Source organism: Sphingopyxis sp. MG (assembly GCF_002953155.1).
In the GTDB taxonomy this organism is placed as follows: domain Bacteria; phylum Pseudomonadota; class Alphaproteobacteria; order Sphingomonadales; family Sphingomonadaceae; genus Sphingopyxis; species Sphingopyxis granuli.
The window spans coordinates 4,048,432-4,073,365 of record NZ_CP026381.1 but is presented as its reverse complement, the minus strand read 5'-3'; the positions used below and the strand labels follow the sequence as shown (position 1 = coordinate 4,073,365).

Below are 24,934 nucleotides of genomic sequence, written 5' to 3'. Positions count from 1 at the left end.
TTTCGAGACCATCCTTCCTTGGCCTGAAACGCTTATTCCACTTTTAGAATGTTTGCAACATATGTTTCACACGGCGCCAGAAATGAAATGGCTATGCCGAGCCGTCCTCGCGTGCCTTGCCGTCGGCGCGTGTCGCCTCGAAGGCAAAATTGATGACGAGCGCCTGCGCGAGACACATCGACGCGGACAGCGAACGGAATTTCCGTACCTCTGCCTCACGAATCTGAAGAACCTGCTCTGCGGGCTTGGCGACCGGGCTTACCAGGCTGTCGCTGATCGCGAGAACGCGGCCGCCGCTCGCCCGGGCGGCATTGACGACGGCGATCGTCTCTTCCGAATAGGGGTGAAAGCTGATCGCGATCAGCAGGTCGTCGGGACCCATCGCATGCACCTGCTGAAGCCCGAGACCTCCGACTCCGTCGATGAACACCGCGCGCTTGCCCGCCTGGAGCAGCGAATAGGCGATATAGGAGGCGACGGGGAAGGAGCGGCGAAAGCCCGCGACATGCACGGTATCGGCCGCCATCAGCAAATCGACCGCCGCGCGCATGTCGGCGCCGCTGACCGTCTGCAACAGATTCTGGATCGCGAGACTGTTGCCCTCGACAAATTCGGAGAGAAGGTTCGCGGGCTCGATATCGCTGGCGCTGGTTGCCTGATCGAGCTGGCGGACGCGCTCCGAATAACCGAGCGCGGCGTTGTTGCTGAGCAGACCGTCGCGGAACAGTCGTTGCATCTGGCTCGCGCCCTCGAACCCGAAGCTCTTGGCAAAGCGCACGATCGCCGAGGGCTGGACGCCGCAACGGTCGGCGATCACCGCAAGCGTTTCGAGCGCAATGTCGTTGGGTTCGTCGAGGATATAGCGCGCGATCTGCTTGAGCCGCTTGCTCAGCGTCTCGTAACGGCTCACGATCTCGGCGCGCAGTTCCTCCGCCGAGGCGGGGGCAGTCGGGACGTCGGTCAAATATATTCTCCCCCATTCATCCGGAAAAACGGAATATCTGTTCAAAACTTGTAACGCAACTGTCGCCCTGCGGCCCGTTCCACGCTATGGAATATGTATTCCATATCATATAGACATGGAATATGGTTTCAACCGGAAGAGGATAGAATGCACGACATCGCACTGATCGGCGCCGGCAGGATCGGCAAAATCCACGCGGCGAACCTGACCGCCAACCCACGCCTGCGGCTGACGCGGGTTGTCGATCCCTTTCCCGAGGCAGCGGCGGCGATCGCGGCGCAATATGACGCTCGCGTCTCGACAATCGAGGAAGCGCTGGCCGATCCGGCGGTTGCGGGGGTCGTCGTCGCGAGTTCGACCGACACCCATCTTCCCTACAGCCTCGCCGCTGCCGAGGCCGGCAAGGCGATCTTCTGCGAAAAGCCGCTCGATCAGGATCTGGCCGCCGCGCGCGAATCGGCGGCGCGGTTCGCGGCGCTGGACGCGCGGTTGTTCCTGGCATTCAACCGCCGCTTCGACCCGAACTTCTCGGCATTGCAGGCGCGGCTTTCTGCCGGCGCGGTCGGCACGCTCGAAACGCTGCACATCATCAGCCACGACCCCGCACCGCCGCCGGTCGATTATGTCAAAGTGTCGGGCGGTATCTTCAAGGACATGGTCATTCACGATTTCGACATGGCGCGCTGGCTGCTCGGCGAGGACGTGACGGAAGTCTTTGCCAGCGCGTCCGTGCTCGTCGATCCCGCGATCGGCGAGGCGGGCGATGCCGATACCGCGAAGACGATCCTGCGCACGGCGTCGGGCCGGCTCTGCATGATCTCGTCGAGCCGCCGTAGCGGCTATGGCTATGACCAGCGGATCGAGGCCTTCGGATCGAAGGGCATGATCCGGGCGCAGAACCAGCTCGAAACGACGGTCGAGACGTGGGGCGAAGAGGGCGCCGCCGCCGACCGCTTCCAGAATTTCTTCCTCGATCGCTACGCGGTCGCCTACGCGCGTGAAACCGATCATTTCGCCGACATCCTCGACGGCGCCGTACCGCTCGTCGATTTTCGCGACGGCGTCGCGGCGCTGGCGCTGGCCGAAGCGGCGGCGCAGTCGGCGCGGACGGGGGAACGGGTACTGTTATAGTTCGCTGGCAGGCAGCAATCGATCCACAGCTGCCCGTCAAAGCGCTTCGAACGGGATTCGCACAGAGGCGCGGAGATCTCAAAGGGGTATGGAACTCACCCCTTTGAGATCTCCGCGCCTCTGTGCGAATTTTCTGGAATGCCGGGTTTCGCCGGAAGGCGCCATTGTCTCCCCTCCCGCAGGCGGGAGGGGAGACCGGTGCATCGCTCAGACGACCGTTTCCCACTCCAAAGCCCGCGTCACCGAAATATGCGAAGCCGCTCAAAAGAAAGGGGCCGGGTTTCCCCGGCCCCAGGTCCAGTGCTCCCTGCAGGGATCAGAATTTGAACTGGACGCCCGTCTTGACCGAGTAGCCGTAGCGTTCGACTTCGTCGGTCCGCGACGAAATGCCCTGGAAGACGCGATAGGGTTCGTCGTTGAGGTTCGATCCTTCGAGGAAGATCGTCACATTCTTGACGATGTCGTAGCCGATGCGCGCGTCCCACTGGTTGAACGAGCCGACATACAGATCGGTGTCGGTATCCTCGCCGGGTTCGAGCAGATAGGCCGAGCGGTGGGTATAGGCGATGCGCGCCGACAGCCCGCCCTTCTCATAGGAGAGGAAGGCCGATGCCACCCGGTTCGACTGGCTGGCGAGCGGCAGCCGCTCGTTACCGCGGCCCGGGATACCCTTCGCGCGCGATTTCACGAAGGTGATGCTGCCGCCGATGCTGAAGCCGTCGAGCGGCGCGGGCAGGAAGCTGAGCTCGGTCTGGGCGTTGATCTCGACCCCCTTCACGAACGCGCTGTCGGCATTGACCGGCATCGTCACCTGCGCATCGACGAGCGCCTGTCCGGCAAAGGTGCCGCTCTGCTCGGTGGTCGCCGAATAGATCGGATTCTGGATCGTCTTGTAGAAGCCGGCGATGCTGACGATGCCCTTGCGCCCGATATAATATTCGCCCGCGAGGTCGTAGTTGGTCGAGGTAAGCGGCTTCAGGTTCGGATTGCCCATCGAGACTTCATTGTCGCTGGTGTTGACGACCGTCGTCGGCGCGAGCTGTTCATAGTTCGCCCGCCCGATCGCGCGCGTCACCGCGGCACGCAGGACGAGCGACGGCGTCGCATTCCAGCGCAGGTTGAGACCCGGGAAGAAATCGGTGTAGCTCTGCGACCCGAAGCTATCGTAATCCTTGCCGAGGTCAGCGACGGTCGTCGTGTCGAGAATGTCCTTCGCCGCATAATTGCTCTTCGTCCTTTCCATGCGGACGCCGGGGATCGCGGTAAAGGTGCCGAACTTCAGCGTCGCCATCGCATAGGCGGCGAAAATCTTTTCGCGGATCAGATAGTCGCCGGCAAGGCTATCGCCGACGGTGCCTTCCTCATCCAGCTCAAACCCGGCAAGGTTCGACTGGAAAAAGCTGTCGGCGCTCGGACGGCTGATCGTTGCGCCGAACGGATAGCGACCCTTGAAGATGCTGTCGATCGGCGCGCCCTCAACCTGGTCGAGCGTGAAGTCGTCGTCATAGCCGCCATAAATGACTGATTCTTCGTCGTTGGTCTTGCGCCGCTGCGTATATTTGGTGCCGATCTGAATCGTGCTGTCGTCGCCGATGCCGATCGGGGTGCGGAAATCGGCGCGCGCCTGATAAAGATCCTCGCGCGCGCGGCGATGTTCATAGCTTGTTTCGTCGAATTTATACTGGGTCGGGTCGAACGCCGGCGGATCGGATTGATAGAGCGGGATCGATCCCGACAGGTCGTACGACCCGGTCATCTTCTTGGCCGCGAAGATGATCTCGTCGCGATGCGGGTCGCGCTTGTTGGCCTGGGTATAGCTGCCCTCGACGCGCAGCCAACTCGGGCCGAGATCGAATTCACCGCCGAACGACGAGGTGAATGTGTCCGAATTTTCCTCGCGCGAGCGCAGAGCACGCTTGGCCTTGGCGGCGGCGAAATCGCCGCTGGTCGCGGTTTGGTTGGTGATCTCGTCCTCGTCGAGGTCGACCTGGAAGCCCGGACGCGATTCCTTGTCCTTATATTTGGAATAGAGGAAGCGCGCGAAGACCTTCACCTCGTCGGTCGGGCGCCAGTCGAAATTGGCGACCGCGCCATAGCGCTGACGGCGGGTGTGATAGTCGCGCAGAGTCTGGCGCAGCGGCACGAATTCACCGCCCACCTCCTCCCATTTGCCGCCTGACTGGATGTTCTGCGCCTCGAACTCGCGGTTCGAATAGTTGAGCGCGAAGACGAAGCCGAACTGACGGTCGGGGCCGAAGCGCGACCCGATCGATGCGTCGAACTCATAGGGATGCTTGCCGTTCAGATCATATTTGCCATAGGCGGCGCGCAGGCTGCCGAAGGTGCCCGGCCGGTCGAAAGCGGTCACGGTTTCGATATTGGCGGCGCCCGCGATCGCATTGGCGTCCATGTCGGGGGTCAGCGTCTTCGACACCGTCACTGCGCCGATCAGCGCCGACGGGATGTCGTCGAGCTTCACCTGACGCGAGTCGGGTTCGGGAGCGGCGGCGGTCTGACCGTTCAAGGTCACGTTGAGCAGGTCGGGCGACACGCCGCGGACGGTCAGATAGCGCCCTTCGCCCATGTCGTTCGCGACGCTGAGGCCCGGCAGGCGGCGCAGCGTTTCGGCGACATTCTGGTCGGGCAACCGTCCGACGTCGTCGGCGCGGACTTCGTCGACCTGCGTGTCGGTGTTTCGCTTCGTTTCTAGCGCCGCGCGGTCGGCGGCGCGTCGGCCGGTGACGACGATCGCATCGCCCTGCTCCGCCGCATCCGACGCATCCTGGGCCCAGGCACTCGCCATCGGAACCACCAGACATGTCGTGATCAAAAGCGCCCGTCCGAACCGCCGTGTCATTATGGACTCTCCTCCCCCGGCACGGCTCCCTGCCGCGCTCGTTCGGGCAGCATAATGGCACAATTATTCTATATTGCAAGACAAATAGAATATATCTTGCACAATAGCTTGCGGAGACGCGCGGCAACGGGCGGCGCGGCGCGCGATCTGACACCGGGCTGACGGAAGGATCAGGCGGATAGCGCCCAGCCGACGCGGACTTCAAGCCCGCCGAGCGGCGAGCGCGAGAGAGACAGGTCGCCGCCCGACGCCTCGGCCAGTTCGCGCGCGATGGCGAGGCCGAGCCCGTGGCCTTCGTCGCCCGAATCGAGGCGCGCGCCGCGCAGGATCGCTTCCTCGCGCTGCGCATCATCAAGACCGGGTCCGTCGTCGCCGACGACCAGCATCCGCCGCTCGCCGGTCGCTTCGACCGCGACACGGACGAGGCGGCGCGCATGGCGCGCGGCATTCTCAAGCAGGGGGCCGAGCAGTTCGGCGGCATCGTCGCTCGCGAGCGGCAACGTCGCGCTTTCGTCACAGGCCAGCGAAAAAGCCACGCGCTCGCCTGCCTCGGTCTGCTCGATCACCGCGACGAGCCGCTCGATCAGCGGCAGCGCGATCGTGCTGCGCCCTTCGGGAACGAGGCTGATCCGCGTCCGCGCCAGTTCGCCGCCGATCGCCGCGCGCATCGCCGCGATCGACGAATCGAGACCATCGGCCATCGCCGTCGCTCCGCTCTCGCGCACCCTTGCACTTTGCGCGGCAAGCGCGGCAAGCGGCGTCTTGAGTCCGTGCGCAAGGTCGGCGGCGCGGCGGCGGGCGCGCACCAGATCGGCTTCGCGCGCGTCGGCCAGTGCATCGATCGATTCGGTGAGCGGCGCCAGCTCACGGGGATAGGCGCCGCCCAGACGCGCCCCGGCATCGCGACGCAGCCGCTCGACCTCCTGTCCGACGCGCCGCAGCGGGCGGAGGCCCAGCCCAACCTGCGCCCAGGCCGCAAGCGCGAGGACGGTCCACAGCAATGCGAGGAACAGCGCCATCTCGCGCCCGAACTCGCGCTGCGCCGGAGCCAGCTTGGCGAGGTCGTAGCCGAGCTGAACGATCACCGGCGATTCCCGCGATTGCAGGCGAATCGCGCGTTCCATCAACAGCAGCTGCTGGCCAAAGGGGCCGTCAGCGCGGCGAGTCCGCCACCGGTCGGCGGGCGCCGACACGGTGGTCGGCAGATGACTGTCCCAAAGCGAAATCGAGCGGATCGCGCCGGCAGCGGTCGACGCCTGCCAGTAGAGACCACCGGCTGGAACCGCGAAGCGCGGATCGGCGGGCTCGGACCCCGCAACCGGCACACCATGGGCCAATTGCAGATCGGCGAGGAGCGGCCGCACCTGAACCAGCAGTTCGTCCTCGACGCGCCGCTCGACATGGCCATTGAACAGCCAGGTCATCGCGAACCAGGCGACGATCAGCGCCAGGGCGATCGCCACACCGGCCCCCGTGATCAACCGAAGCCGGAGCGAGCGTCGCGTCACGCGGCGGCGGCCGGCAGGACGTAACCGAAGCCGCGCCGGGTCTGGATGGTGTCGGCGCCGAGCTTGCGCCGCAGTCGCGCGATCAGCGCCTCGATCGCGTTGGCGTTTTCGGTATCGGCGTCGCCATAGAGATGATCGGAAAGTTCGGTTGCGGGCACCGCGCGGCCGGCATGATGGGCGAGATAGTCGAGAAGCCGATACTCAAGCGGCGAGAGCTTGACGAGCGCGCCGTCGAGCGTCGCGGTCATCCGGTGGGTATCGATGCGCAGCGGCCCCGCCTCGATCATCGGGCTCGACCGTCCGGCGGCGCGGCGGATCAGTCCGCGAACGCGCGCCACCAGTTCCTCCATCGCCCACGGCTTTGCCATATAATCGTCGGCGCCCGCCTCGATCCCGGCAACCTTGTCGGTCCATTCACCCCGCGCCGACAGGATCAGGACCGGGAAATTCCGTCCCGCCTCGCGCCAGCGCCGGACCACCGACAGCCCGTCGAGCCGCGGCAGGCCGAGGTCGACGATCGCGACGTCATAATCCTCGACATCGCCGTTGAACCACGCCTGCTGGCCGTCACCCGCAAGGTCGACGACGAATCCCGCCGCGGTCATCCCGCGGACGAGTTCGGAAGCGACGACCGGGTCGTCCTCGACCACCAATGCGCGCATCAATCATCCTCGATCTTGATCACCCGGCCGGTCCTGGCGTCGATTTCGACCTCGCGCACCCTGCCGCCGCCGGTCAGGATTTTCACCTCATATTTGAACCCGAAGGATTCGCGTTCCAGCTTGACCTTGAGCACGTCGCCCGGGACGCGCTCGGTCGCGATCGCCAGGACGCGGGTGATCGGCAGGATTTCGCCGCGCGCCAGCGCGGCGCTCGCCGCGCGTTGGTCGGCCTTGTCATCCTTGTCCTTTGCGGAGATCGCGACGGGGACGGTGAGAGCGGTCACAGCGACCGCAAGGAGAAGTGTCTTTTTCATACGCCCTTCCTGCCACAAGGCCGCTGATAGGAAGCTGACATCACCGACCGCACGGGCGGATCGGCAAATGGCATTGATGAAATAAATTTTCCTATTTATATAGTGTCGATAAATTTATTCCACAATGGAGAGGCCCGTGAAGCGCATCCTGCTGTTATCCACCGCACTGCTGGCGGCCTGCGCCGCGCCCGGGCCGGGCGCCGATACGCCACCCGCCAGCCAGCCATCGCTGAAGCTGGAGAAGGTCGTAATGCTGATGCGGCACGGCATCCGTCCGCCGACGAAGCCCGCCGTCGTCCCGCCGGGCTATTCGTCCGAGACATGGTCCGGCTGGCCCGTCGATTTCGGCCTGCTGACGCCGCGCGGCGCGGCGGGTGTCAAGCTTCTCGGCGAAAGCGACCGCGCCTATTTCGGCGCCCGCGGCCTGTTCCCCGGCGGATGCCCCGCGCCCGGCACGATCGCCCTGAAGGCGAGTTACAAGGAGCGCACGATCGAAACGGCGCGAAGCTGGGCGGCGGGCTTCATGCCCGGCTGCGCCGCGGCGATATCCCACCCCGCCGGTTCCGACGACGACGCGATCTTTCACGGTCTCGACAGCGGCCCGGCGTCGTTCGACGGGAATCGCGCCTATGACGCGGCGCTGGCGCAAGCGCCCGAAGGCGGACTCGCCGCCGAGACCGAACGCCACCGCGGCGAACTGACGCTGCTCGCGAAAGTGCTGAATTGCGCGGTGCCGGCCTGTCCGCTCATCGCCGAACCCAGCCGGCTGGTCGCGCAGCCGCACGATCGCCCCGATCTCGAAGGCCCGCTCGCCGTCGCATCGACGGCCAGCCAGACGCTGCTGCTCGAATATCTGGAGGGCAAGCCGATGGCCGAAGTCGGCTGGGGCCGCGTGAGCCGCGCCGAGATCGAGCAATTGCTGCGCTTCCACCCGCTCAAGTTCCGTTATTCGAACCGTCCCGGCTATATCGCTGCTGCCGCTGCCGCGCCCATCGTGCACGAGATCGTCACGGCGCTCGGTGATCGGAGCCCGGCGCGGCTGACGTTGCTCGCCGGACACGACACCAACGTCGCCGACCTCGGCGGCTTCTTCGACCTGCACTGGCAGGTGCCGAGCTACCCCGCCGACGAAGTTCCACCCGGCAGCGCGCTGGGGTTCGAACTGGTCAGCACGGCCGGGGGCGACCGCTATGTCCGCGCTTTCTATCGCGCGCAGACGATGGACCAGCTGAGGAACCTCGAACCGCTGGGATCGGACGATGCCCTGTTCCGCCGCTATCTCCCCATTCCGGGGTGTGGCGATTCGGTCGCGGCGACCGCGTGCAGCTGGAGCGATTTCGCCCGGATCGCCGCGCCGCGCGGATAGGGCCTATCCGCCGAAGCTGCGCTGGACGGTCAACCCGATAGAGCGGCCGCTGCGCAGCACCCGCAGTTCGCGATAGCGCAGCGCGGCGTCGCCGCGGACGCCGGCATAGATGTCGCGCGTCCGCGTCGCGGCGCTGTCGGTCAGATTCCGGCCGAACAGGCGAAGCGTCCAGCGCGCATCGGGGCGATATTCGATGAACAGATCGAGCCGCCCGGCCAGACGATCGGCCTCGACCTCCTCGACCTTGAACGCGGTCTCGGTGCGCGCGAAGGCATAGCCGCCGCCCCAGCGCAGCTTCCACGCCGGAATGTCATGGGTCAACGCCACCCGCGCCTCGACCGGAAGGTCGCCCGAGATGGGCCGCCGCTCGCCGGTCGCGGGATCGGTCGCCCGGCCGCGCCGCGCGACGAGATCGGCAGTCACCACGACTCCCCTGGCGCCGAACGCGTCCAGCGGCCATTTGAGCGACGCTTCGACGGTATCGCGGCGTGCCGCGCCGATATTGCCGACCGCGTCGTACAGGGTCCCATCGACGACGACGGGAAGCTGGTCGACCAGATCGGATATCCATTCGCGGCGCGCGGCAACGGTGACGGATCCGGCGCCGAAGCGGCGTTCGTAGCTCAGCTCGATGCGCCAGAGGCTGTCGGGCTCCAGATCGGCATTGCCGGCGCTGATCGTTCCGCTGGTCAAGGACGCGGCGCCGACGAAATCGTCGAAATCGAGCTGGCCGACCGCGCGCTCGGCCAGCAGGCGAAACGTCCGGTTCGGCGTCGGCGTCCAGACGAGCCGCGCGCGCGGTTTCCAGAAGGCGAAGGATTTGACGAGGTCGATGTCGCCCGTCTGCGACAGGCGGGACATTTCGTATCTGATGCCGAACTCCGCGACGGTCCGCGCGCCGAGCGGACGGCTGGCGGTCACGAACAATTCGGCGCGGCGTTCGGCAACCCGGACGTTGGCCTGGGGCAGCGGAACCGGCTCGCCGTCCTCTATCAACGCATTCCGGCCATCGAGACTGTTAACCGCGCCCTCGGCGCCGATCTCGATCGTCGCGCCGCCCCGGTGGTGGCGGAGCGCGGCGCGCAGAATCGCTTCGCTGGCGTTCGACCGCTCGTCCGAGACGCTGCTTTCCGACGCGGTGGATTCGCGATCGAGGCCGACCGTCGCCACCGACCGATAGCTTCCGACCAGCTCGAGATCGTCCGCGGGACCGAGCGCGCGTTCGTAGCGCACGCCCGCTTCATAGGTTTGCGCATGCTTGCGCTCGCTGCCGACGATGGCATCGGGCGCGGGGAAAGTGACGGCATGGGCGATATCGGCGAATTTGCGTTTGTCCTGGATCAGCCCGTTGAGACGAAGCGTCCCGCCGAGCAGCGGCTGGCGATAGGCGAGCGTCGCCTGCGCGATGTCGGCGCCCTCGGGCTGCGCATAATCGACGAGGCGCAGCGGCGTGCCGTCGCTCGCAAAGCGGTTGCGGACGCCGAAACCATGCTCGTCATCGATCTCGCGATAGACGGTGGCGAAGAGGTCGATCACCCGCCCGCGCCCGTCGAACGTCGCCTGCGCCGAAATGCGCGGCGCGCGCAGGCCGTGCCGGTAGAGCGCCTGCTCTGCCTCGATCCGGCCGCCGATCGTGCCCGTCTTCACCAGGATGATGTTGGCGAGCAGCGCATAGCCCTGCATGTCGTAGCCCGCCGTCCCGGCGCGTATCAGTTCGATGCGGGCGACGCGCGCCGCTGGAAGCCGCTTCAGGACCGCTTCGAGCGTGTCGGTCTTTCCGGCGGGGCGCTGTCCGTCGATCAGGACATTGCCCGCAACGCCCGAATAGCCGCGCACGTCCGCATTGCCTTCGGCGATCGTGAAGGCCGGAAGCAGCGCCACCATCTCGTAAGCGTTCGAGGGTTGCGTCCGGTCGAAGAAGCGCTGGTCGTAAACCGGGCTGCCAGCGTCCCCGCCGTCCTGCCCCGCCGCCGGCGCGATGGCGCCGGACCCGGCCCACAGAAGCAGCGCGATGCGAATGCCATGACCCATGCGGCGCCGATCCTCCGACAGGCGGCCACCTCGCCCGCCCTCGTAAGGTCCATTGCACCCGTCCCGCTGACATCTGCTCGTCGGTCCATGTCAGTTCGGCGTCAGTTTCAGAAATCCTGGGCCTCAGTAACCTGGCCAGCCCAGGTCCGTAGCCGTGGCCCGTCGGTGATCCGCGTTCAGCCAGCGGGCTGCGACGCGCGGCCGTCGAAATAGCGGCGGACCTCTTTCCGGAATTCCTCGGTCAGGCGCGACGGGCGCGATACGTTCGACACGGCGAAGGCATATTCGTGCGTGATCGGCGGATCGAAGGGGCGCGTGACCAGCGCCGGGTCCAGATAGGGCTTCACGAGCAGTGCATTCAGGATCGCCATGCCGTTGCCGCGCGCCGCGAGCGCGCACGCCGATCCGTGGGTGTGCGTTTCGATGGCGACCACCGGGCGCAGCCCGAAAGCCGCGAAGGCGGCATCGACCTGCGTGCGCCAATAGCGGCCGGCGCCGAGCAGGATCAGCGGATGCTGGCCGATGTCGGCGGGCGTGACGGCGGCGAGCCCCGCCAGCGGATGATCGCGGCGCATCACGCACACCGAACCGTTCGCCACGATCCGCTCGACCGCCAGATCGCTCTCGTCGATCGGCAGCTTCACGAAGCCGCAGTCGACGTAGCGCATCGCGATCATCGTCCGCGCGGTTTCGACACTGCGCGAATCGATGTTGAATTCGACCCCCGGAAAGCGCTCGCGAAAGCGGGAGACGATGTCGGGCAGCACCCCTTCGGCAAAGCTCGGCGGCGCGACGATGCGAACGGTTCCGGCCGAATAGCCCGCGATGTCGCGCACCAGGCTGTTGAAGCGGTCGAGGCTGGCGAGCGTCAGTTCGACCTCCTGCAGCAGCTTGACGCCGTCGGCGGTGGGAACCAGCTTGCCGCGGTCGCGATAGAAGAGGTCGAAGCCCACCTGCGCCTCAAGCTGCGCGATCAGGCGGCTGACCGCGGGCTGCGACAGCGAAAGCCGCTTGCCGGCGGCGGTCGCCGAACCGGTTCGCATGATCTCGGCAAAGACGCGCAGCGCGCGGAAGCTGACATCCTTGTCGGGCTCGACCCCCGCGGGTGCCAGCGGCTTGCGCACCCTCAGCCCGCCCTTGCAGGGACGACGGGCAGCAGGAGGCGCGATCCCGCGCGCGGCCCCAGATGCACGCTGTTTTCGGCCGCGACCGGCGACAGGCCGGGCACGCGCCAGTCGACATTGGGGTTGATGTCGAAATGCGGGAAATTGCTGCCCGCGATCTCGACGCGGATGCGATGCCCCTTCGCGAACAGGTTACTCATCGGGAAAGAGGCGATCCGCACGCGATAGACCTTTCCGGGCTCCATCGGTTCGGGCGCCTCGAACGAATCCCGGAACCGCATCCGCAAGATGCCGTGCGCGATATTGAGCGCATAGCCGTCCGGATAGTCGGCGCTCGACGGATAAACATCAACGATTTTGATCGTAATGTCGGTGTCGGCGGCGGTCGAGCTCACGAACAGATCGGCGACCGCCTGTCCCGTCAGTTCGACGTCGGTATCGAGCGCCGGGGTTTCGAAGACGAGCAGATCGGACCGCTCGGCGAGCGGCCGCCATGGTTCGCGGGCGCCGAAGAAGGCCGGACCCTCGCGCTGATCGTAGCCGCCCGCCTCCATCACCGGCGCGCCCGACGCGATGGCGCCGCCGATCGTCGGCACTGGATGACGCGGATTGTGGACGAAGCTGCGGCGGCCCGGCTCGGCCGGAGGCTGTGCGCGGAGGCCGCCGTCGGGATGCAGGTGGAAGGGCGTCATCGCCATGTCGGGCGGCGGCCATGCCGGCGCGGTGCGCCAGCGCCCGCCGTGGTCGAGCCGCCCGCTCGGCAGCCGCCGCCCCGACCCGCCGCCCATGGTGAACAGATAGACGGGTTCGGGCAGCGGATCGGCGCCCTCCCGTTTCAGGTGGCGGTCGAACCAGCGCCGGCGCAGCGCGACATAGTCGCCGAACAGATGATCGAGCGTCGATTGCGGGCCGAAATCGGCATCGCCGGACCAGGTGAGCGAGCGCTTGCCGTGGGTCCACGGCCCCATGATCAGCTTCACCAGGCCGCGCTTGCGCTGCGACAGCCCGACGAAATTCTCGACCGCGGTCAGCGCGTAGGGATCGTACCAGCTCGACATGTGCACCATCGGCACGTCGGCGAAGGCGTCGTACCAGCCGCGGGCATAGATGCCGCGCTGTTTCCAGAAGTCGGAGAACCCCTCCTCATTCCATTGTTCGAGAATGAAATCCTCATATTCGGGGGCGGCGCTGATCGGCGAATGGCCGGGCCGCCATTTCTCGACCCCGATCCACCGGCGGATGTCGACGGCCTCGAGCGCCGCGCGGCGCGCGGGATCGGCCATCGTCTCGGGCGCGAGCTGCGCGTGTTTCAGCGCCCAGGTGAGCTGCTTGAGCTCATAGGCGCCGCCCTGACGGATGCCGCTGTGATAGGCGCTCGAAAAGCCGCCCGAATCGAGGAACATCGCGGCGAGACCGGGCGGGTCGAGCGTCGCAAGCGCCGCCTGGACATGCGCGCTGTAGGACAGGCCGAGCGTGCCGATCCGGCCGTTGCACCACGGTTGGCGCATGATCCAGGCGAGCGTGTCGGCGCCGTCCTCCGCCTCCGACAGATATTTGCGGAACATGCCTTCGGAGGCATAGCGGCCGCGGCAGTCCTGAAGCACGAAGGCATAGCCGTTCGCCGCGAAGATCCGCGCGATCTCCGGCTTCGAAAGCGGCACTTCGTCGGCGACGGAGAAGTCGGCATGGTTGGTGCCGCGCTTGTCATAGGGGGTGCGTTCGAGCAGCACCGGCAGCGGGGCGTCGATCGCGCCATCGGGAAGATAGACGTCGGTGGCGAGACGGACGCCGTCGCGCATCGGCACCATGACGTTCGGGATGAGGACGCCGGTCACGGAAGCGGCATCGCATAAGTGGCCGGAGCGCCCGGCCCGACCGGCAGTTCGAGGCCGGTCCACAGGCCGACGAGACACAGTCCTGTCAGCCCGATGGCGATCGAGAAGGGCAGCATCAGCGCGATCAGCGACCCGACGCCGAAATCGGCGCGCCAGCGCTGGGCGAGGACCAGCACCAGCACGAAGTTCGACGCGACGGGGGTGACGATGTTGAAGATCGAATCGCCCATCCGATAGGCCGCGGTCGTCATCTCGGGCGAGACGCCGAGCAGCATCAGCATCGGCACGACGATCGGTGCCATCGCGCTCCACTTCGCCGACGCCGACCCGATGACGAGGTCGAACACCGACGACATCAGCAGCAGCAGGATCAGCATCACAGGCGTCGCGAGCTGCTGCGCGCGCAGCCAGTCGGCGCCGTTGATCGCCATCACCGGGCCGAGGTTCGACCAGGCGAACATCGCGATGAAATGGGCGGCGAAGAAGGCGATGACGAGGAACGGGGTCATCGTCGCCAGCCCGCCGGTCATCATCTTCACGACGTCGCGGTGCGAGCGGACCGTGCCGACCGCGGCGCCATAAATCCAGCCGCAGACGAGAAAGAGCAGCATGAAGCCCGCGACGAGCGAGGAATAGAAGGGTTCGAGGCGCGCCGGCCCCGTCGCACCCGCATCGATCAGTGGGCTATAGCCAGGCCACAGCGCCAGCGCCGCGAAGGCAAGGGCGATGACGAGCGCCGCGATCCCGGCGCGGCGCAGGCCCTTTCGCTGGCTCGCTGGGTCGGCCGCATCCTCCATGTCGCCTTCGGGCGGCGGATCGGTCCAGACGCCGAGCCGCGGTTCGACGATGCGGTCGTTCACCAGCCAGGTGATCGGGATCAGGATCAGGCCGAGCGCCGCGGTGAAATACCAGTTGCCGAGCGGATTGAGCATCGGGGCCGGGCCCAGCAGCGCCGCCGCCGATTTGGTGATCCCCAGCATCAGCACGTCGAATTGTCCCGGCAGCAGATTGGCGGCGAAGGCGCCCGAAATGCCGGCATAGGCGATCGCGATGCCCGCGAACGGATGCCGCCCCGCCGCCGCGAAGATGATCGCCGCGAGCGGGATCAGCACGACATAGGCGGCGTCGGCCGCCTGATGCGACAGCAGGCCGATCAGGAAGATGGCGGGGCTGAGGAAGCGGTTCGACACGCCCCGCATCGCGCGCGTCATCAGCGCGGTGAACAGCCCCGACCGCTCGGCGACCGCCGCGCCGAGCATGACGACCAGGATCAGCCCCAGCGGCGGGAAATCCGCCATCGTCTCGGGCATCAGGGTCAGCAGCTTGCGGACATTTTCGGCCGACAGCAGGCTGCTGGCGGTCAGGGTCGCGCCCGTGACCGGGTGGACCGCACTCCAGCCCAGCTGTGCCGCCGCGACCGACACCGCGACGAGCAGCGCGATCAGGCCGAGGAAGATGAAGACCGGGTCGGGAAGGGCATTGCCCCAGCGCTCGACCCGGTCGAGCCATTTCTGCGTCTTGCTGTTCGCTGGCATCGCCGACCCGCCCCGCAATCCCGTTCCGGTGGCCGCGCCGGGGTTCCGGCGCGGCCGTCCGATCACATCTTCACCGAGAAGCTGGCGTAGAGGAAGCGGCCACGCGCGTCATAGGTATAGATGTCGTAGTTGATCGGTGCATTGGCGTAGGAAGCCGGCGGCGCCTTGTCGAACAGGTTGTTGACCCCCAGGCTGAACCGCGCCGCGTCGTCGGCGATGGCGAAGCCGATTTCGAGGTCGGTGTAGACGATCGACCGCGTCCGCGCATCCTTGACCGCGTTCACGACGTCGGTGGTCGGGCCGATGTAGCGCGCGCGCAGCGTCGCGTCGGCAGTGTCGCCGGTCCAGCCGAGCGAGGCCTGTCCCTTCCAGTGCGGATAGGTCGCGCGCGGCGAATCGCCACGCCCCGCGCGTTCGTCGACGATCGGGGCGCCGCCCGCCGGATTGGGCGCGGTCGTCTTGAACGAATGGAGCCAGGAGGCGTCGACCACCGCCGAGATGCGCCCGATGCCCGTGCTGAAATCGTAGCGCAGCGTCGCGTCGACCCCGTCGGTGGTGATCGAGTTGAGGTTCTGCGCGCCCTGCAGCAGTTCGAGGATCGCGCCGGTTCCCGCGTCGCGGCTGACGAGGTCGCAGAAGACGCCGCCGCGCACCGCGCAAAGCTGCATGATCTGGGTCGGCGTCTGCGACGCGATCGCGTCCTTGATCTTGATCTTGTAGTAATCGACCGTCAGCGACAGCCCGCGCACGCCGCGCGGTGAGATGGCGACCCCGGCGCTGAACGTATCGGCGGTTTCGGGCTTCAGGCTGGTGTTGCCGCTGATCACGCCGGGAATCAGGCCGTTGAGATTATAGTTGATCTGGTTGTAGCCCGCCGGCACGCCCGCGCAGCCGGGCAGCCCCGGATTGGCCGCCGCGCCGCCGTTGCAGGGATCGTTGCCCTGGAAGCTCGTCTGGCGCGCGCCCTGATAGAGTTCGAGGATCGACGGCGCGCGGAAGCCCTGCGAATAGGTGCCGCGGAACAATATGTCCTCGATCGGACGATAGCCGACGCCGGCCTTCAGCGTCACCTTGTTGCCGACGGTCGAATAGTCCGAATAGCGGCCGGCCAGGCTCAGTTCGAGGCTTTCGGCGAAGGGCTGGTCGCGGAAGATCGGCACGTTGAGCTCGGCATAGGCCTCGTGCAGGTCATAGCTGCCGACCGTCGCGGTGCGCGTCTGCGAGGTTGTCGTCGCATATTGCGACGCCAGGAAACGCGACGCGGCGTTGACGTAGGCGTCGGGGGCGTCGAAGCCGCGGTTCTGGCGATATTCGTAGCCGACCGCGAGCGCGACGGGCCCCGCGGGCAGGTCGAACAGGTTGCCGGTGACGTTGAAGGCGGCGTTGTAGAGTTCGGTGCGGTTATACTCGCGCGTCGTATAGCGGATATAGGCCGCCTGCGCCTCGGTCATCGGGGCGAAGAGGTTGATCGGCACGCAGCCCGCCGTCGCGGCGCAGGTCGCTGGCGAGCCGAGGCCGAGGAACAGATTATCGTAGTTGATGCCGTTTTCCGCCATCGTGTGGATGCTGTTCTTCGCATAGGAACCGAAGACGTCCCAGCGCCATTCGCCGCCGCCGATCGCGACGCTGCCGTCGACGCCGACCGACAGACGAATCGTCTCGACATCCTGCACATTGTTACGGTTGCCGACGTCGGTCATCACCTTGCGGATGCGCCACGCGCTGTTGGCGCCGAAGGCGAGCGCATTGGCGGCCGGCACGCCGTTGGCGGTGCCGAAGGGATTATACGCCTGATTGTTCGGGATCGCGAAGCCGCGCACCGTTCCCGCGGTGCCGCCGACGTCGAGCAGGACGGGCGAGAAAAGCTGGTTCGACTTGCGCCGGTTGTAGACACCGTCGATCCGGATCGTGACGTCGTCGGCCAGTTCATAGTCGAAGCGGCCATAGACGCCGTAGCGTTCCGACGGCCCCGCCGAATAGATGCCCTGCGCCTGCGTGTTGTAGGCGTCGCCCGGCAGCGCGCCGACGTGAAAGGCATTGTCGGCCAGATTGCCCGCGCCGATCGCCGCGCCCGGATTGAGCACGATCGGATTGGCGGAGCTGGCGAATCCCGCCGCGGTGCCGAAATAGCCGTTGTTCGCGAGACCGGGCAGGATGAACAGGCCGTTGGGATTGTTGCCGACCGCGGTCTGCGGCACCAGCGTCCGCGTCGTCAGCTTGCGCGCGTCGGTGCGGATCGCGCGCGTCCGGGAATAGCTGCCCGACAGGATGATCGAGGCGCGGTCCCATGTCTTGCCGACCGTCAGCTTGCCCCCCAGTTCGGCGCCGTCGCCATGGCTGGTGATTCCGGCGCGGACCGACCCGCGCAACCCGTCGAACGGCTGCACCGTCTTGATGTTGACGACGCCCGCGATCGCGTCGGCGCCGTAGATCGCCGAGGCGCCGTCCTTCAATATCTCGATGCCGTCGATCATCCCCTGCGGCATGGTGTTGAGATCGACGAAGTCGCGGAAGCCGCGCTGGCCGACGCCGTCGACCCAGCGATGGCCGTCGACGAGCACGAGGACGCGATTGCCGCTGCCCTCCGCGCCGCCCAGATAGCGCAGGTTGATCGAGCTTGCGCCGTAGGAGGTGCCCTGCGTGCCGTTCGAATTGAGGCTGACCCCCGCCGACGGCAGCTTCTGGAGCAGGTCGCCGATCGACGAGGTGCCCGACTTGATGATGTCCTCCGACGTCAGCGTCAGGATCGGCCCGACCGAATCGGCATCCTTGCGCCCGATGCGCGACCCGGTGACGATGATGTCGCCGCCGCCCGATGCCGTGGCGGCTTCATCGCCCGATGCCTGCGCCTGCGCGAGCGTCGGCCAGGCCAGGGCGCCGAGGCTGATTCCAGCGGCGGCGGCCAGTTTGGCCAGATGACGGCGCCGAGCGAAGCGAGCGGATGCGATGATCATGATGTCCCCCAGGTTTGTGATTCGTGCATCGGCTTAGGAGGAAGCGCGGCGGCGAAAAATATTATGACACTCGCGGATGCAGTCATAACGAAAGTGCATGAGATTGCCCCGATCCAAACAATCTTTGTATGGCTGATATCAAAGGGGGACGAGTCATGGGGTCGACCGGTTTCGATACGCCAACGCGGCGGCGGCTGCTGAAGGCAGGTTTTCCCCTGATATTCCTGCCGGTCGTGGCGGGAGCCGGGCGTCGCCCGCTGCGCATCAGTCTGCTCGGCCAATCGCTGATCAAGACCGATCTGCGTCGGATCGGCTGGCGGGGCCTGGGCGAATTCCGGCGGATACTGGCGGGACGCGATTTGGTCTTCACCGACCTCGAAACGGTGATCGGCGGACCGCTGGCCGGCCGGTCGACGCGCCCGGCGGACAGCGAGGTGCTCCATGTCGCCGAACCGGAGGTGATCGACTGCCTGCAGGCGATCGGCGTCAATATCGTCGCGACATCGAACAACCATGCCTGGGACCTCGACACCGGCGGCATCGTGTCGACGATCGAGGCGTTGCGGGCGCGCGGGCTGGCCTTTGCCGGGACGGGCCGCGACCTGGCGCAGGCCAGCGCGCCGGGCGTCGCGGGGCGGGTCGCGCTGGTCGCGGCGGCGGCGGGCGCGATCCGCGACGGCGCCGCGGCGACCGCGACGCGGCCGGGCGTCAACGAGTTGCGGCGCGAACTAGGCGGGGCGCTGTTCGCGGCCGACGTCGAACGCTATCTCGGCGCCATCCGCTTCGCCGCGAGCGGCGGCGCGACGGTGATCGCCTATCTTCACAATCATTATTGGGAGCCGCGCAAGTCGGACACGCCGGCGTGGCAGCGCGATCTGGCGCGGCGCGCCGTCGACGCGGGCGCCGCGACCTTCGTCGCGCACGGCGTTCCCGAACTGCAAGGCATGGAATTTCATCGCGGCGTGCCGCTGTTCCACGGACTGTCGTCCTTCATATTCCAGTCCGAAAAGCCCGACGGCGCCTATGGTCCCGAGGCGTGGCAATCGGCGATCGCCGAACTCGACCTTGTCGGCGGCCGGGTCGCGGCGACGCGGCTGGTCCCGGTCCAGCTCGACGCCCACGGGCTCGTCCACGCGGGGCGGCGCGTGCGGGGCAGCCCGCGGCTGGCATCCGCCGCGTCGGCGCGGTCGATCGCCGAGCGGCTGGAGGCGCTCAGCGACCGGCTCGGCGCATCGGCACGCTTCGCGCCGCCCCAGCGGTCGCGCCGCGGCGGCTGGACCGTCAAGGTCGATCCGTCCTAGCGCGCGCCGCGCTCAGGCGGCGGGGGGCGGAAAGACAGGCGCCTTGCTGACCATCGCGGGCAGCGGCCGGCCCATCACGCCGGTGAACCAGCCCGCCGCCTCGACCGCTCCCGGCAGCGCGAGCCCGGTCGCGACGCCGCTGCGTTCGAGCATATAGGCGACATCCTCGGTCGCGACATTGCCCGCCGCGCCCGGCGCGAAGGGGCAGCCGCCGAGGCCGCCGAGCGCCGCGTCGACGCTCGCCGCGCCCTCGCCGACCGCCGCCCAGACATTGGCGAGCCCCGATCCCCGCGTATTGTGGAAATGCACGCGCACCGGCAGCGGCGCGATCGCCTCGCGCACCCGGCCCACCAGTTCGGCGACCTGCGCCGGGACGCCGACGCCGATCGTGTCGGCGAGCGCGACCTCGCGCGGCGCCGCGTCGGCGGCGCGCTTCGCCATCTCGACGACGCGCGCCGCGGCGATCTCGCCCTCGAACGGGCAGCCGAAGGCGGTCGCGATGGTGATCTGGCCGCCGCGCCCCGCCGCTTTCGCCAGCCCGACGATCTCGGCCGCCGCCGCCAGCGATTCGGCCGAACTCTGTCCCTGGTTGCGGATTCCGAACGTATCGCTCGTCACGCACACCGCGCCCAGCTCGTCGATCCGCCCGGTCGCCAGCGCGCGCTCGGCGCCGCGCCGGTTGAGCACCAACCCGATGTAGGTGACGTCGTCGCGGTCGGGGAGCAGCGCCACCAGTTCCTCGGCGTCGGCGAGCTGCGGCACCTTCTTCGGGTTGACGAAGCTCGTCACCTCGATGCGCCGCACCCCATAGGCCAGTGCGCGGCGGACGAGTTCGGCCTTGTCGGCGGTCGCGACCACCGCCGCCTCGTTCTGCAGCCCGTCGCGCGGCCCGACCTCGACCATCTCGACCTTGCGAAACCCCGTCATCGTCTGCCCTTTCCGCATTCGCCATCCCATTGGCGGTTGAAAAATACATAGCACTCTAAGTATATCGAGGCCAAGGGGGGACGACGGATCGCGTCCGGCGTCCTATCATGAAGCGACATCGATGCCGAAAGGAAGATCATGACTGCAACGGGGAAGAGCAAGGGGCCGCTCGACGGCATTCGCGTCGTCGAGATGGGACAGCTGATCGCGGGTCCCTTCTGCGGCCAGCTGCTCGGCGACATGGGGGCCGAGATCGTCAAGCTCGAACCCCCCGGGACCGGCGACCCGATGCGCCACTGGGGCCAGGGCGACAAGCCGAGCTGGTGGCGGGTGATCGCGCGCAACAAATATTCGGTCGCCTGCGACCTGCGGTCGGACGAGGGGCAGCAGCTGGCGCGCGACCTGACCGCCCGCGCCGACATATTGATCGAGAATTTCAAGCCCGGCACGCTCGAGAAATGGAATCTCGACCCCGCCGACCTGCGCGCCGCAAACCCGCGGCTGATCGTCGTGCGCGTGTCGGGTTACGGTCAGACCGGCCCCTATGCGGCGCGCGCCGGCTTCGGCGGCATCGGCGAGGCGATGGGCGGGTGGCGCGCCATCGTCGGCTATCCCGACCGGCCGCCCGCGCGCATGGGCGTCTCGATCGGCGACACCCTCGCCGCGACCTACGGCTGCATGGGCGCGCTCGCCGCGCTCCACCACCGCGAGCGGACGGGCGAGGGCCAGATCGTCGATTCGGCGCTCTACGAAGCCGTGCTGCAGGTGATGGAATCGACCGTGTCCGACTATTCGGTCAGCGGCACCCGGCGCCGGCGCACCGGTTCGACCCTGCCGGGGATCGCGCCGTCGAACGTCTATCCGTGCCGCGACGGCGAATATCTGATCGGCGCCAACGGCGACGCCATCTTCGCGCGCCTCGCCACGGCGATGGGGCGGCCCGAACTTGCGGCCGACCCGCGCTACGCGACCCATCTCGCGCGCGGCGCGCATCAGGAGGAACTCGACGCGCTGATCACCGAATGGACCGCGACGCTGACCGTCGCCGAACTCGAAGCGAAGATGATCGAGTCGAGCGTCCCCGCCGGGCGCATCTATGACGCCGAGGAGATGATGGCCGACCCGCATTTCGCCGCGCGCGAGGCGCTGGTCACGGTGCCCGACGCCGAGTTCGGGGCCGTCACCATGCAGGGCGTCTTTCCGAAGCTGTCGGCGACGCCGGGCAGCATCCGCCGCCCCGCCCCGGTCGCGGTCGGACAGGACACCGACGCAGTGCTCGAACGCTGGCTGGGGCGCGAGGGGTAGGACGCTGGCGCATCGTCATCGCGAATTGAGCGAGGGATAAGGCGCCCCCAAACGACCCGTCATTGCGAGCGGCGGAGCCGCGCGGCAATCCAGAGTGGACTTATGCCGCCCTGGATTGCTTCGCTCCGCTCGCAATGACGCAAGCGGGTCCATTCAAAATCCTCACGCGCCGGAACGGCGGAACCGTCACCCGATCTCGTAGAAGACGTGTCGCACGCCGAAGCCGGTGACCTCGCCTACCCCGACCGCGAGGGTGCCGTTGAGCCAGCCGTAGGTCTCGCTCGCGGTCTCGAACACCGCGGCGATGCGCAGATAATAGCGCGACGGATCGACCGGCGGCTTCGCGGGGTCAGCGAACAGCGCCCGGACGTCGTCGGGGATCAGGCTGCGTCCCGTATAGGTCAGGTAGATGAGGTCGCCCTCGTCCGTCTTCCACACCGCGCGCGCGTCGAAGGTGCCCACCGCCGCATCGCCGATCCGGCCCGAGCGCGGCCAGTTGCCGCCGCCCGGCAGCACTTCGCCGGTGATTCGCGGCCCCAGGATGCGCCCGCCGGTGACATAGCCGACGCGCTGCTCGCCAAAGGGCGACGCCCCGATCGCGATGATGCCGCCGCCGACATCGAACTCCACCGTGCACAGGTGGCGGCTTTCGAGTCCCGCCGGAACCGGCGCCTTATCCTGCTGCGTCATGCTGAATCCTCCTGCCAAAGCTATGGACAGTATAAAACCATTAGTATACTAAGGGTCAATCAGATTGACGGACCCCGAAGGCTATCGGGATGCCGGAACAACGAAAAGGGAGGGTGCATATGAAGTTTCTTCATCCGATTCTGCTATCCGGCGTGGCCCTGGCCGCGATGACCGCGGGCGCGGCACCGGCGATGGCGCAGGCCGCGGATGCCGCCGACACCGCCGCGACCGGTAGCGAGATCATCGTCACCGCACAGAAGCGCGCGCAGAATCTGCAGGATGTGCCGATCTCGATGGAAGTGGTCAGCGGCGAACGCATCGCCGACTTTGCCGCCGTCGATTTCAAGGCGGTACAGAATTACGTCCCCAACGTCTTCGTGCAGCAGACCAACGGCAACGACACCATCTATATCCGCGGCTTCGGCTCGCCGCCGCAGAATTTCTCGTTCGACCAGGCGGTCAGCGTCTATATGGACGGCGTCTATGCGGGCAAGATGCGCCAGGCGCTCAATCCCTTCTTCGACGTCGCGCGCGTCGAGGTGATGCGCGGCCCGCAGGGTGCGCTCTATGGCAAGAACACGCCGGCGGGCGCGGTCAGCGTCGTCAGCGCCGGTCCGACCTCTTCGTTCGAGGGCGGCGTCACCGGCACCTATAATTTCGACCTCGAAGGCTATGACCTGACCGGCTATGTCTCCGGCCCGGTCAGCGACACGCTGAGCCTGCGCGTCGCGACGCGGCTCCAGAATCAGGAAGGCTATATCAAGAATCTCGCCACGGGCCGCGACGACCCGCGCAACAAGTTGCAGCTGTTCCGCGTCAGCGCGCTGTGGGAACCCAGCGACAGCTTCGACATGTCGGCGAAGCTCGAAATATCGAACTACGACCGCATCGGCGGGCTCGGCGTGTCGAGCCCCGTCAATACCAGGCAGCGCCCGAAGCTCGAGCGCTATACCGAGGAATATCCGCTCGGCCGGGAAGGCTACAGCAATCGCTCGGTGCTCGGTTCGGTCATCGCCAATCTCAAGGTCGGCGACCACACGCTGACCTCGATCACCGGCTATTCGTGGTTCAACGGCGACGTCACCAACTATTTCGACCAGCAGACGCCCGCTGGTCCGGTCGTCGAAAATTCGGTCGCCAACAAATATCCCGAGAATTTCCACCAGTTCTCGCAGGAACTCCGCCTGCTGTCGCCGACCGGCGGCACGATCGAATATGTCGTGGGCGCCTATTACGACACCGCGCGCTACAATGTGGATCCCTTTCTCTACTACGACCTGCGCGCCTATAATCTGGTCTCGCTGAACCAGCTCTATTTCCACCAGAAATCGCGCACCCTGTCGGTATTCGGTCAGGCGACCGTGCGTCCGGTCGAAGGCGTGCGAATCATCGGCAGCCTGCGCTACACCAACACGCACAAGGACGGGACGTTCAGCGGCAAGCTGCTCGACGGCCAGATGTTCCGGCCGCTGACCACAGCCAGCGGTTCGATCAGCGAAGGCCTCACCGATCCGTCGATCACGGTCCAGTACGACCTTTCGCGCGACCTGATGGTCTATGCGGTCTATGGCCGCGGGTCGAAGTCGGGCGGCTTCGTGTCGAACACCTTCGGCACCACCGACGCGACCTTCGTCTACAAGCCCGAACGCTCGCGCAACTGGGAGGCGGGCATCAAGTCGACGCTGTGGGACGGCCGCGCGACGCTGAACCTGTCGGTCTACGACACCAAGTTCACCAACCTCCAGACCTCAGGCTACGACCCCGATTCCTCGTCCTACATCACCAAGAACGCGGCATCGGCGACGGCGAAGGGCGTCGAGGCCTCGCTGCGCATCGCGCCGAGCCGCTATTTCGACATCACGGCGTCGGCCGCCTATCAGGACATCAAATATGATCGCTATCCGGACGCCCCCTGCCTGGCCGGCATGACGGGCCCGATCTGCGATCTCAGCGGGCGCCGCCTGCCCTATACTTCGAAGTTCACCGGCAACGTCGCGGTCCACGGCCGCGTCGACGTCAGCGACTACAAGCTCGACGGCACGGCGGTGCTCGGCGGCCGCTCGGGCTTCTTCGACTCCGACGACCAGAGCCCGCTCTATGGCTATCAGGGCGGCTATGCGAAGCTCGACCTGCGCCTGCAATTCGCGCCGCAGGACGACAGCTGGCACATCGCGCTGGTCGGCAAGAACCTGACCGACAAGCTGACCACCGGCAGCGCCTTCCGCCTGCCGGTCCCCATCACCACCTCGGAACGTTCGATCCTGTTCGTCGAACCGCCGCGCAACATCGCGATCGAGGCCGGGGTGAAATTCTAAAACAGGGGGCAGTCCCTGGGGTGAAGGCGGCCCCCTCCGCATCTGCGGAGGGGGCCGTTTTCTATAGAGTGTTCGGTTTTGATTGGATCAAAACCGGCGCTCCGGATTGTCGTCT

17 protein-coding genes are annotated in these 24,934 nt (G+C 66.8%); 5 read left to right on the top strand and 12 right to left on the bottom strand.

From position 1 onward, the window contains the following. Positions 1–91: 91 nt before the first annotated feature. The gene (locus C3E99_RS18755) at positions 92–964 is read right to left on the bottom strand and encodes a MurR/RpiR family transcriptional regulator (RefSeq protein ID WP_199775038.1); all 873 of its coding nucleotides are present in this window, start codon (positions 962–964) and stop codon (positions 92–94) included. 147 nt (positions 965–1,111) lie between these two features. On the opposite strand from C3E99_RS18755, the gene iolG reads away from it, so the two are divergent. Further along, on the top strand, positions 1,112–2,095 hold the full coding sequence (iolG, locus tag C3E99_RS18750) for an inositol 2-dehydrogenase (RefSeq protein WP_104960234.1): 984 nt from the start codon (positions 1,112–1,114) through the stop codon (positions 2,093–2,095). Positions 2,096–2,411: 316 nt separating this feature from the next. Here the strand turns inward: iolG and C3E99_RS18745 are convergent, their stop codons facing one another. The 4 genes from C3E99_RS18745 to C3E99_RS18730 form a co-directional block, all read right to left on the bottom strand. After that, positions 2,412–4,898, bottom strand: a complete 2,487-nt coding sequence (locus tag C3E99_RS18745; protein ID WP_158682367.1) for a TonB-dependent receptor — start codon at positions 4,896–4,898, stop codon at positions 2,412–2,414. Between the two features lie 224 nt (positions 4,899–5,122). Continuing rightward, positions 5,123–6,415, bottom strand: a complete 1,293-nt coding sequence (locus C3E99_RS18740; RefSeq protein WP_199775037.1) for a sensor histidine kinase — start codon at positions 6,413–6,415, stop codon at positions 5,123–5,125. Positions 6,416–6,456: 41 nt separating this feature from the next. After that, positions 6,457–7,122, bottom strand: coding sequence for a response regulator transcription factor (locus C3E99_RS18735; protein ID WP_067106828.1), 666 nt, complete (start codon positions 7,120–7,122; stop codon positions 6,457–6,459). Beyond that, on the bottom strand, positions 7,122–7,436 hold the full coding sequence (locus C3E99_RS18730) for a PepSY domain-containing protein (RefSeq protein WP_067106825.1): 315 nt from the start codon (positions 7,434–7,436) through the stop codon (positions 7,122–7,124). The genes C3E99_RS18735 and C3E99_RS18730 overlap by 1 nt, the downstream gene beginning before the upstream one ends. 136 nt (positions 7,437–7,572) lie before the next feature. Here C3E99_RS18730 and C3E99_RS18725 point away from each other — a divergent pair, with 136 nt between their 5' ends. Next, on the top strand, positions 7,573–8,802 hold the full coding sequence (locus C3E99_RS18725; RefSeq protein ID WP_158682366.1) for a histidine-type phosphatase: 1,230 nt from the start codon (positions 7,573–7,575) through the stop codon (positions 8,800–8,802). A 3-nt stretch (positions 8,803–8,805) separates the two neighbouring features. Here C3E99_RS18725 and C3E99_RS18720 read toward each other — a convergent pair whose 3' ends face one another. The 5 genes from C3E99_RS18720 to C3E99_RS18700 all read right to left on the bottom strand — a co-directional run bounded on the left by C3E99_RS18720 (position 8,806) and on the right by C3E99_RS18700 (position 18,281). After that, on the bottom strand, positions 8,806–10,833 hold the full coding sequence (locus C3E99_RS18720) for a TonB-dependent receptor plug domain-containing protein (protein WP_104960231.1): 2,028 nt from the start codon (positions 10,831–10,833) through the stop codon (positions 8,806–8,808). 176 nt (positions 10,834–11,009) lie between these two features. After that, complete coding sequence (locus tag C3E99_RS18715) at positions 11,010–11,957, bottom strand: LysR family transcriptional regulator (protein ID WP_199775036.1); 948 nt, start codon at positions 11,955–11,957, stop codon at positions 11,010–11,012. Positions 11,958–11,959: 2 nt separating this feature from the next. After that, positions 11,960–13,792: a CocE/NonD family hydrolase gene (locus C3E99_RS18710; RefSeq protein WP_199775035.1), complete on the bottom strand. Its 1,833-nt coding sequence runs from the start codon at positions 13,790–13,792 to the stop codon at positions 11,960–11,962. Further along, positions 13,789–15,327 (bottom strand): AbgT family transporter, encoded by a 1,539-nt coding sequence (locus C3E99_RS18705; RefSeq protein ID WP_067106813.1) that lies wholly within the window; start codon positions 15,325–15,327, stop codon positions 13,789–13,791. Before C3E99_RS18705 ends, C3E99_RS18710 begins: the two co-directional genes overlap by 4 nt. 62 nt (positions 15,328–15,389) lie before the next feature. Further along, positions 15,390–18,281, bottom strand: coding sequence for a TonB-dependent receptor (locus C3E99_RS18700; RefSeq protein WP_076073481.1), 2,892 nt, complete (start codon positions 18,279–18,281; stop codon positions 15,390–15,392). 155 nt (positions 18,282–18,436) lie between these two features. On the opposite strand from C3E99_RS18700, the gene C3E99_RS18695 reads away from it, so the two are divergent. Continuing rightward, positions 18,437–19,582 carry a CapA family protein gene (locus C3E99_RS18695; protein WP_158682365.1) on the top strand — a complete coding sequence of 382 codons (1,146 nt, stop codon included), beginning with the start codon at positions 18,437–18,439 and terminating at the stop codon, positions 19,580–19,582. A gap of 12 nt (positions 19,583–19,594) precedes the next feature. On the opposite strand, the gene C3E99_RS18690 is transcribed toward C3E99_RS18695, so the two are convergent. After that, positions 19,595–20,509 carry a hydroxymethylglutaryl-CoA lyase gene (locus tag C3E99_RS18690; RefSeq protein ID WP_076077438.1) on the bottom strand — a complete coding sequence of 305 codons (915 nt, stop codon included), beginning with the start codon at positions 20,507–20,509 and terminating at the stop codon, positions 19,595–19,597. Positions 20,510–20,647: 138 nt separating this feature from the next. On the opposite strand from C3E99_RS18690, the gene C3E99_RS18685 reads away from it, so the two are divergent. Next, the gene (locus tag C3E99_RS18685) at positions 20,648–21,814 is read left to right on the top strand and encodes a CaiB/BaiF CoA transferase family protein (protein ID WP_076073479.1); all 1,167 of its coding nucleotides are present in this window, start codon (positions 20,648–20,650) and stop codon (positions 21,812–21,814) included. Between the two features lie 186 nt (positions 21,815–22,000). Here C3E99_RS18685 and C3E99_RS18680 read toward each other — a convergent pair whose 3' ends face one another. Further along, positions 22,001–22,504: a DUF3237 domain-containing protein gene (locus tag C3E99_RS18680; RefSeq protein WP_067106800.1), complete on the bottom strand. Its 504-nt coding sequence runs from the start codon at positions 22,502–22,504 to the stop codon at positions 22,001–22,003. 119 nt (positions 22,505–22,623) lie between these two features. Between C3E99_RS18680 and C3E99_RS18675 the strand changes: the two genes are divergently transcribed. Then, positions 22,624–24,819 (top strand): TonB-dependent receptor, encoded by a 2,196-nt coding sequence (locus tag C3E99_RS18675; RefSeq protein WP_076073478.1) that lies wholly within the window; start codon positions 22,624–22,626, stop codon positions 24,817–24,819. Positions 24,820–24,934: the final 115 nt, after the last annotated feature.